General features: G+C 43.9%; 10 protein-coding genes and 2 pseudogenes. 8 read left to right on the forward strand and 4 right to left on the reverse strand.

What is annotated here, in order from left to right; all coding sequences use genetic code 11:
• Positions 1 to 243 (reverse strand): transposase family protein (locus G493_RS30675; protein ID WP_161629869.1); only part of this gene is annotated, 243 nt, incomplete at its 3' end.
• 27 nt (positions 244 to 270) lie between these two features.
• Here G493_RS30675 and G493_RS0121630 point away from each other — a divergent pair.
• The 6 genes from G493_RS0121630 to G493_RS0121660 all read left to right on the forward strand — a co-directional run bounded on the left by G493_RS0121630 (position 271) and on the right by G493_RS0121660 (position 4593).
• The gene (locus tag G493_RS0121630; RefSeq protein ID WP_028582050.1) at positions 271 to 687 is read left to right on the forward strand and encodes a PrgI family protein; all 417 of its coding nucleotides are present in this window, start codon (positions 271 to 273) and stop codon (positions 685 to 687) included.
• 35 nt (positions 688 to 722) lie between these two features.
• Positions 723 to 1187 (forward strand): hypothetical protein, encoded by a 465-nt coding sequence (locus tag G493_RS0121635; RefSeq protein ID WP_028582051.1) that lies wholly within the window; start codon positions 723 to 725, stop codon positions 1185 to 1187.
• Positions 1188 to 1948: 761 nt separating this feature from the next.
• Positions 1949 to 2431, forward strand: a complete 483-nt coding sequence (locus tag G493_RS0121645; RefSeq protein ID WP_153306628.1) for a UBA domain-containing protein — start codon at positions 1949 to 1951, stop codon at positions 2429 to 2431.
• Between the two features lie 136 nt (positions 2432 to 2567).
• Positions 2568 to 3041 carry a YcxB family protein gene (locus G493_RS0121650; protein ID WP_028582053.1) on the forward strand — a complete coding sequence of 158 codons (474 nt, stop codon included), beginning with the start codon at positions 2568 to 2570 and terminating at the stop codon, positions 3039 to 3041.
• Positions 3042 to 3317: 276 nt separating this feature from the next.
• Positions 3318 to 3743 (forward strand): N-acetyltransferase, encoded by a 426-nt coding sequence (locus tag G493_RS0121655; protein ID WP_028582054.1) that lies wholly within the window; start codon positions 3318 to 3320, stop codon positions 3741 to 3743.
• Positions 3744 to 3897: 154 nt separating this feature from the next.
• The gene (locus G493_RS0121660; protein ID WP_028582055.1) at positions 3898 to 4593 is read left to right on the forward strand and encodes a type 1 glutamine amidotransferase; all 696 of its coding nucleotides are present in this window, start codon (positions 3898 to 3900) and stop codon (positions 4591 to 4593) included.
• A gap of 247 nt (positions 4594 to 4840) precedes the next feature.
• Here the strand turns inward: G493_RS0121660 and G493_RS34915 are convergent.
• Both G493_RS34915 and G493_RS0121670 read right to left on the reverse strand, forming a co-directional pair.
• A pseudogene (locus tag G493_RS34915) lies at positions 4841 to 5089 on the reverse strand (transposase); the annotation flags it as partial.
• A gap of 189 nt (positions 5090 to 5278) precedes the next feature.
• Complete coding sequence (locus tag G493_RS0121670) at positions 5279 to 5899, reverse strand: TetR/AcrR family transcriptional regulator (RefSeq protein WP_051309772.1); 621 nt, start codon at positions 5897 to 5899, stop codon at positions 5279 to 5281.
• 211 nt (positions 5900 to 6110) lie between these two features.
• Here G493_RS0121670 and G493_RS0121675 point away from each other — a divergent pair, with 211 nt between their 5' ends.
• Both G493_RS0121675 and G493_RS0121680 read left to right on the forward strand, forming a co-directional pair.
• Positions 6111 to 7178, forward strand: coding sequence for a C45 family autoproteolytic acyltransferase/hydolase (locus G493_RS0121675; protein WP_161629870.1), 1068 nt, complete (start codon positions 6111 to 6113; stop codon positions 7176 to 7178).
• A 36-nt stretch (positions 7179 to 7214) separates the two neighbouring features.
• Positions 7215 to 8042, forward strand: a complete 828-nt coding sequence (locus G493_RS0121680; protein WP_028582059.1) for an EFR1 family ferrodoxin — start codon at positions 7215 to 7217, stop codon at positions 8040 to 8042.
• 352 nt (positions 8043 to 8394) lie between these two features.
• On the opposite strand, the pseudogene G493_RS0121690 reads toward G493_RS0121680, so the two are convergent.
• A pseudogene (locus G493_RS0121690) lies at positions 8395 to 8664 on the reverse strand (IS1634 family transposase); the annotation flags it as partial.

An 8664-nucleotide genomic window follows, 5' to 3' on the forward strand; every position in this document is an offset into this window, starting at 1 on the left:
CGGAACCTTTGCTGTTAAATATGCTTCATGCTGAAAAAAATTCAGGTGACGCCAGGTGAACTCCTTGGTGTCATAAGCTTTCAGCTCGTGTTGTTCACCGCATTTAGGGCAGGTAAACGTGCTTCCTCGTTGAAAGCTGATATAAATATCTACTCGTTTCTTATCCAGGTCGAGCTCTGAGGAGGACACCTGCCAAGGTGGAGTTAAACCAAGGGCCATTTGGAAAAGTTCTATATCTCTCATAATGAAAACGGGATACCACGATAGGCGGTGGCTAAGCAAGCATTACCCACAGGAAACAGCGAGGAACCAAATAAAGCTCATTGGTTCTTATTGCTTGGAATAATTGTATCTGTGGGTAGCTATTTTTATACTCCAGTTCCGACAGGTTACATGATGGCATCTTTTATTTTTGGTATAATAGCTTTTCCTTTAACTGTTTGGCATTGGAAAAAACCGAATGGAATAAAGTTCGTTCTTATAATAATGATGGTTGTATTGTCGCATCAGATATTATCTAATATCTACATTAAAAAAACGAATAATGTTGTAACATTGGAATTTTGGCTGCCCATGATAATATATTTTGGTGCCTATTTCAGTTCGTTTTTTATGTTTATTATTGTATTTCAGAAAAAATTAAACAACTTATTTAAAACAGAACAATCGCTTCCAGGCGACGGCTAAACGCCGCGCCTGAAGCGCACGTTATAAATCGACCTATGAATCCAAATGACTTTGCAAATTCTAAAAGAGACTCAAAAACAGAACGAGATGTTCTTAAGTGGTTGAGAGCACAAGAAGATGTGCCAAAATTTGAATTCATTTGGCGGGTAATGAATATCAATGCAGGTAAGGCCTTACCGCTTGTCAAAAAAGGCCAGCTAAAACCAATTTTTTTAGATGTAATATTACGCCGTGGTTTAGTTTATGGAGATGCAAGTAGTGTTGAATGGTGGATAGAGTCAGTAATTGAAGGATTAGGTTACGGAAAAGTTTTGAAAATAATTAAAGAGCACATGGATAATGCTCCATTATGTGTTGAAAAATCTTTGTATTTTTTGCCATGGCTTTATGAGAATCATCCTGAGTATCATGAAGAAATAAATAGCCTTAAGTCAGAATTTAATGGAAAGTATCCTAATTTTACATCAAAAAGAAGTGTTGGAACACACCCAACCGAATAATTTATAACCAGCCAGTGCACAGGACGCAGACAAGCTGCGCCTATGACCGGCGCTGTTAGTGCGCCAGGCGCAGCTTGGCGCTTCTTGCAGGGTGCCCTGCTGTAAAGCAGGAAGTCCCTGTCGGGCAAAGCCTAGCCAGCAGCCCGTACCGAGTGTTGTGCGACTCGCGGAGCCATCTGGCGAATAACAGTCGTGAAGCGTACACAGGGAACATTGCAGGCCGCAGGGGAGACGTACCTCCCTCAAGCAATTCACCCTCGTCAGAGTAAAATGCAGTTGGCGACGATTTTAACGTATCGGAAGCCAGAACAAGGGAATCGTTATGGCAAGATTCTGGAGCGACTGCCGGGGTCCTAGAGCGTGGCATGTAATGAGAGAAGTGTCAGGAACCCGGAGTCTACGCTTACCTGGGAGGCCCTTTTATCTCCTCTCAAAACGGAGGTAAGATGTATCAACCACAAGAAGAGCATCTGATGGGTAAAAGGGAGTCAGATCATTCCATAGTACTCCGAGACGGTAGGGCCGATCACATGGGGAAGGGAATGACAGTAGTATGTAGCCCGCATAAGGAAACATATGCAGATAAGACAGGCTGATAAACATATGCAAACCTCACTGCGGGGGATAGCAAAGGAAGCTAAACTGCTTCTGTACGAAGCGAATACTATTGAGGAGCCCTGTGCGGGAAAACCGCACGCAGGGATCTGCGAGGGGACGGTCGGGTAACTGGCCGTTCTACCTCGATGCTTTCCAATAATTGTATGAAATTTACACTTGAAAAAGATTCTGAAATTTTTTCACTACTTACTAAACATCCAGTCTGGGCACAATATTATAGCCCCGATGATATTGATAAGTTGGTAGAGATGGGATTTGATCGAGATCATATTGTAAACAGACTTGAATCAGTTGATTATTCAGACGAATACGTTTTTCCTGTATTGAAATATGATAGTTGTTCTCCTTTTCAATTTTCTTATTACAAATCTAACTTCTTAATCGCTGATATACACGAAGTAACTGGTTATGTTTTAGTAACTTCGTATTCAGGTGTTCAGGCTTTTTGTTTCAGATATAATTCAGAAGAATATAGCTTGAATCAATCCTCTCCAGAAATTACAGAAGATGAGGAAGCCTTATTGAAGAATATACTTGGAGTAGATAGTGTATACCCAATTAAAGTAATTTGTGATTTTGGACTTAATATCAATTCTTTTTTTGATCCTTACAGGCAGAAAAGCTAACAAAAGCTTGAAACAGGTCGGGCTTACGCTCCACGGTTTTAGGAGTATTTTTTAATAAAAATTATTAACATTAACAAACGTTATTGGCTTAATCCTCCCGACTGATTAAGCTAACCGTTATGGCCAGGAATTAAAAATGAACCTCAAGGTTAACATAAAGCCCCAAGATGTTTATGATTTTAATGACTATTTTTTTGAAAATTCTGATACTATAAAAAAAGCTCTTTTTAAAAACCAATTAATCATGGGTGCAAGCCCACTTGCAGGAGGAATCATTGTTGTTTTTATCCTAATAAGCTTGCCCTTCTATTTCCTATACCCTGGGTATCATAAAAGAAAATACAGAAAGGAGATCAAGAAACTATATTCGGAGGGTAAAAATAAAGGTATCTACGGTGAACATGAATACACAATAGAGGAAGATGGATTGCTCGAAAAGACAGCTGTTAACGAAACAAAACAAAATTGGAATTCCATTGAAAAAATAGTTCAAGATAAAGAAAATACATACGTTTTCATAAACTCAATTCAAGCGCATGTTTTCCCAAAAGCATCAGTCATTGAAGGTAACTATGAATCGTTTGTAAATGAAATTAAAAAGAAAATATAAAGCCATAGCAAAGCGTTCAAGACGAACATCTACCCTTACCTGGGAAGCAATCCGTCCCGAGTACACGGTTGCTGGAAATCTCAGTTTGTGGTAGCTGCCGCTTAACTTCACGTTCATTGCGACGTCGTCGCCATGAATCCGTCAAACACCTCGTCCTGTCGCTTCGTGCCAGAACAAGGTGCTTGACCAAACACCGTTAACACAACACAACCAAGCTCCGCTTGCTTGCGCTGCCCACGGCGCTGGTCGGCACCGAGATTATGAGAATAAAACAATATGATTCGTAGTTTTTACCAGTCAGACTTGGAAGGCGTTTTAAATATTTGGCTTACGGCATCTATTAAAGCGCACAGTTTTATGCCAGCTGAATATTGGCAATCCAAAGTCAATGATATGCGAGAAATATATCTACCAGCTTCCGAAAGTTATGTTTATGAGGAACGTGGAGATATTCTTGGTTTTCTATCTATTTACCAAAATAATCTTGCCGCAATATTTGTATCACCTTTAAAACAAGGTAACGGCATTGGTTCAAAGTTAATAGAACATGTAAAAAGCAAATACCAAGTCTTGAATCTATGTGTTTACAAAGGTAACATTGATAGTATCGAATTTTATAAAAAACATGGTTTTACTATTGTTTACGAACAAATTGATGAGCACACAGGTCATCCAGAAATTGCGATGAAATTAGGCTTATAACACAGCGCTCAAGAGGGACTGTAAAAGGCTATGCTTTTGGCCAAAATCAAAGTTGAATCAAAACTTATAAATATTAAATCAGTTTCGGGGTAATTCACTTGCTGCCCACGGCGCTGGTCAGCACCGAGATTAGCCATAAAAAGGAGTATTCGAAGTGCGAGCACATTATTTACAGCATGTACCATTTGAAGGCTTGGGAAGTATTGCACCCTGGCTGCAAAATACTGGGTATGAAATATCAAGCACTCAATTTTTCAATGCGGGAGTTCTCCCCGATGTCGAAGAATTAGATCTGCTCGTTGTCATGGGTGGTCCAATGAGCGTTAACGATGAAGCGGAACACCCTTGGCTCGTAACAGAGAAGAAATTTATTAGAAGGACTATTGAAGCTGGGAAACCTGTTCTCGGTATCTGTTTGGGTGCCCAACTCATTGCCAATGCACTGGGCGGTAAGGTTTTCTCAAATTCAGAAAAGGAAATTGGATGGTTCTCTGTTGAAGCGGTTGAATCGGAAAGTGCTTCTGTGTTTCGGTTTCCTAAAAAAATGAAGGTTTTCCATTGGCATGGTGAAACTTTCAACTTGCCAAAAGACGCAGTTCAAATTGCAAAGAGCAAAGGTTGCGAAAACCAAGCATTTCAAGTTGGCAATAATGTTATAGGGTTGCAGTTCCATTTAGAAACTACACCTCATTTAGCACAAGCAATTGTAAAGAATTGCAGAGGCGAACTAGTTGAGGGGAAATACATCCAATCTGAGGCAGAAATTTTATCTGCTCCAGAGGAGCACTATTCATCAATAAATATGGTAATGGGTAGTGTTCTCAGGTACCTGCATAAAAACAATGGTTAACGAATAAGGATAGATTGTGTGAGTGAGGAACGAACGAACCACAATCTTATCCGTGGTTGGACAAACCCGTCTCTTTAAGGAAATTTATATTTTTCAGGTATGTTCAGATTGCACTGCCAGGACAGCAGCGCTGAACGTAGGGCGCAAAAATCCATTCGCCTGGTCAGGCGTTAAAAAAACACGATGTCCATAATCAATGGAAGCCTCCCTGCTATTGTTGGCTGTGAAGCGGTGCCTCGATTACCATTTAGCCAGGTTGACGGTAATCATTTCTGAATCTCAGGATGCGCATCGGTCTGTTGCAATGCGGGCATGCAAACACCGGTCGTGGCCGTGGCGGGCGCGGCCTGATAATGACATGCAGGATAAGTTGAACCAACAGGCGAATCTTTTTCGCGTTCCCATGGAGAAAGCCATAGTCGCGCACCCTCCTGAATCCGCCGGGCAAGACATGTTTCAACAGAAGATACACAAATTCTTCCCCTTTAAGTGTTTTTTTCTTAGATCACGCCCATGCCGTGCGTACACAAGGTGCTTGACCAGACACCGTGAACATCATAATCAAGTTCCGCTTGCTTGCACTGTCCAAGGCGCTGGTCAGCACCGCGATTAAGCACAAATGCCAATAAAGTAAAATGTGGTACGCTACTTATTATTGCAACCCCATCTGTTCGCGCACCGTGCCTCATTCACTCCTCAAAGCGCGGATCATCTCGGCCATGGTGCTTTGAGCCTGGGCCAGGGCCGTTTCAGGATCCTCTGCCCGAGCTGCCCAGAATGCCGCCTCATTGGCAGCGCCTGATATGATATGTGCCAAGGCATCAACGGGGAAGGGGCGAAGTACACCGTTATCCATGAGCTTTGCTAAAAAAGCGCGGTATTTCCCCTGAACATGATCCTCATCAACCGCCCGCCATTCTTCCCAGCCCAGCACTGCCGGTCCTTCGGTAAGCAAGATACGCTGCAAACCGGGGTCGAGACAAGCGGCTAAAAACTCATTGTTTCCTGCAATGAGCATCTCCATAGGGTCCTGGACCTGAGCCACAGCGTTTTTTACACGCTCTTCGATCTCTGTTTGCACCTGATTCAGTACCGCGCGGAACAGCCCTTTTTTTCCATCAAAATGATGATATAGCGCTCCACGGGTAACACCTGCGGTTGCTACAATTTGCTCGGCAGACACCCCTGTAAAGCCGTATTCTGCAAATAAGCGTCGTGCTTCAGTAAGAATACGGCTACTGGTGCGTCGGCTACGCTCATCCTGCTTGTTCCCGGTCTCGATATCAGGTTGTTTCGTTTCTTTCATAAAATCCTCCTTGACGTACATACAGTATGTATGTAACCTGTTTTGGCACAATATCCAAGGAAAAGGGTATGGATCGGCAGAAAATATAGACATTAAATCAAGGATAAACACAATGTTCTCCTAGTACAATGTCAACAGAAGACAATTCCTGCAGATGGTTGAAATGGCCGCTATAGCGAATTGGGCGGAGCCTGTTTGGGGGAATGCGTATATGAAAAACAATGTAAAGATGTCGTTGATTGAGTTGGCTGGTACACCAGCCGAAGTGGGCCGAGGCTGGGGGAAAGCCATTGCCGAAAACATGCACCAGGGCTTGAACCGGATACTAACCGTGGTTAACGAGGTACACAAGACCTCACGAGCGGAAGCCCTGTCATATGCCATGAAGCTGTGGCCAGCAGCCAAACAATTCGACCCTGAACTAGAACACTTTGTCCGCGGCCAGGCCCAGGGTGCCGCCATGAGCCTGGAGGAGGCGTGGGCGACACGATGCGGCCTGGAGCTGCTTTTTGTGAACACCGGCCTGGCGGCCATGTGCACCACCCTGGCCGGTACCGGGCTGGCGACTCCTGACGGTCAATCCATCATTGGCCAGAACATTGACTGGTTCAAAGGCACGCCAATTGCTCTTTTGCATATCAAGCGCAGTGACGGTCTGCGACAATTGGTACTGCCTTTGCTGGGCTTGGATGAATACACTCTTAATTCTGCAGGCCTGGCCTGTTGTCTCAACGGTGTTTCGGCCATACAGCCAAACCTGAAATCAAAAATTTCCATGGGGGCTTATCTGCCCCGAGCCATGCGGCAAACAGACATAACCAAAGCCCGTCAGTTGCTGGAACAGGCATGCCGGGGTATAGTTGCCGTTACCTTGGCAGACGCAAAAGCCAACCTTTTGTGTGTTGAGGGTACCCTGGACGACTACGAGGTCCTCCAGCCCCATGACGGTTTCCTTACCCACGCCAATAACTACAAAACATCACGCTTTCAGGTAGTGGACGGCTGCCAGATGATATTCCCAGACAGCCCGGCTCGAACCGCACGCATCAATGAATTGGCCGCTGGACTGGCCGGAAGACTTACACCCCAGGCTCTTGGTCAGGCACTGGCGGACCACCAAGGGTACCCCAACTCGATCTGCCGCCACCCGGATCCGTCTGTGCTGCCGGGATTACAAGCCGAGACGCTGGGGTCGTTTATAATGCTCCCGTCTGAGGGGACCATGCTGATAACTGAAGGCAACCCCTGCACGCATGAATATGTGTGTTATGATGTTTGATTGAGATCGTACAATATTACAACATGGAGACATTACATGAAAATCAAATCAGTTCGTTGTGTCTGCTTCTCTCCAACTGGAACAACAAAGACTATTGCAGAAAACATTGCTAAGGGTATTCACCCTGAATTTATGGAAATTGTTGATATAACAAAAAGATCGCAACGCAAAGGTCAATTTTTGATAGGAAAAGACGATATTGTTATTCTCGCAACTCCAGTGTATTACGGCCGCGTGCCAGAAGAAATTTTGCCATACCTTAACTCACTTAAAGCGGCTCAGAATTCTGTTGTACTTGTGGTAGTTTATGGTAATAGAGCTTTTGAAGATGCCCTCACGGAACTCCATGATCTTGCAGTAGGTGCTGATTGTATTCCAGTAGCCGCAGGGGCCTTTGTTGCCGAGCATTCGTATTCTTCGAAAAGGTATCCGATTGCTCCAAATCGTCCCGATGAAAGTGATATCCGCAAAGCGCAGGAGTTTGGCGCCGCGATTCGAGATAAACTGCAAAGCCTTGAATCATCGGGGCATACAACTAACATTGCAATCCCAGGCCAGTTTCCCTATGTCGAACCTGTGAATTTGAATATGATAAAAAAAGCTCGATCGGTCGTGGCTCTGACTCCGGAAACAGACGCGTCTAGATGTACACAGTGTGGACAATGTGCCGAAGTATGTCCCACCGGAGCAATTTCTTTTGATGACGTCACTCAAACAGATAGATGGAAATGCCTTATATGCTTTGCATGTGTGAAAATTTGTCAGGAAGAAGCAAGGCAAATGAACGAACCAAATTTTCAAGCAGCTATCCAGGCATTACAACAAAACTGCCTTGACAGGAAAGAACCGGAAATATTTTTATAAAAATTGAATTCCGGTTAATTCCGGGGACTCAATACTTAATTCTAATCAGAAAATACACCGAATAAACCGGTGTATTTTGCGTCTATGGCGACGTCGTCGCCATGAATCGCGGGGCTGACTTCATCAAGCTCTTGACCCCGGCGCTTCACGCCAGAACCAGGATCTTGACCAGACACCGTGAACATCATAATCAAGCTACGCTTACTTGCGCTGCCCACAGCACTGATCAGCACCGCGATTATGCACATGGAAAAATGAAATTTTTCTATAGATATTATGGGAATATAGATTATGCGGTTGATGTTGAGAAAAATAAACGCTTATATTTTTCATTACAGCCTGAATTCCCGGTTTATTGTAACGAGGCAGGCGTAGTGACACCTAATTTGTTGTAAAGCTCCAACTGTCTCTTTGTTGTTTCTCCCACTTGGAGTTGCTGCCCCGGTACCTCAAAGCATTCAATGGTATCAAATTCATCCAAAACTTCCTGCATCGTATAGTCCTTGAATAGGTTGTTCTCCTGCATTTTTCTTGTAATATATGATAAATAGACAAGAGCGACAAACTGCACAAAGAGCTTCCCGTCTAGACTCTGTTCCGATGAGACGGCCAATCTCCGCAT

It is taken from the genome of Desulfogranum japonicum DSM 18378 (assembly GCF_000429945.1).
Lineage (GTDB): Bacteria > Desulfobacterota > Desulfobulbia > Desulfobulbales > Desulfobulbaceae > Desulfogranum > Desulfogranum japonicum.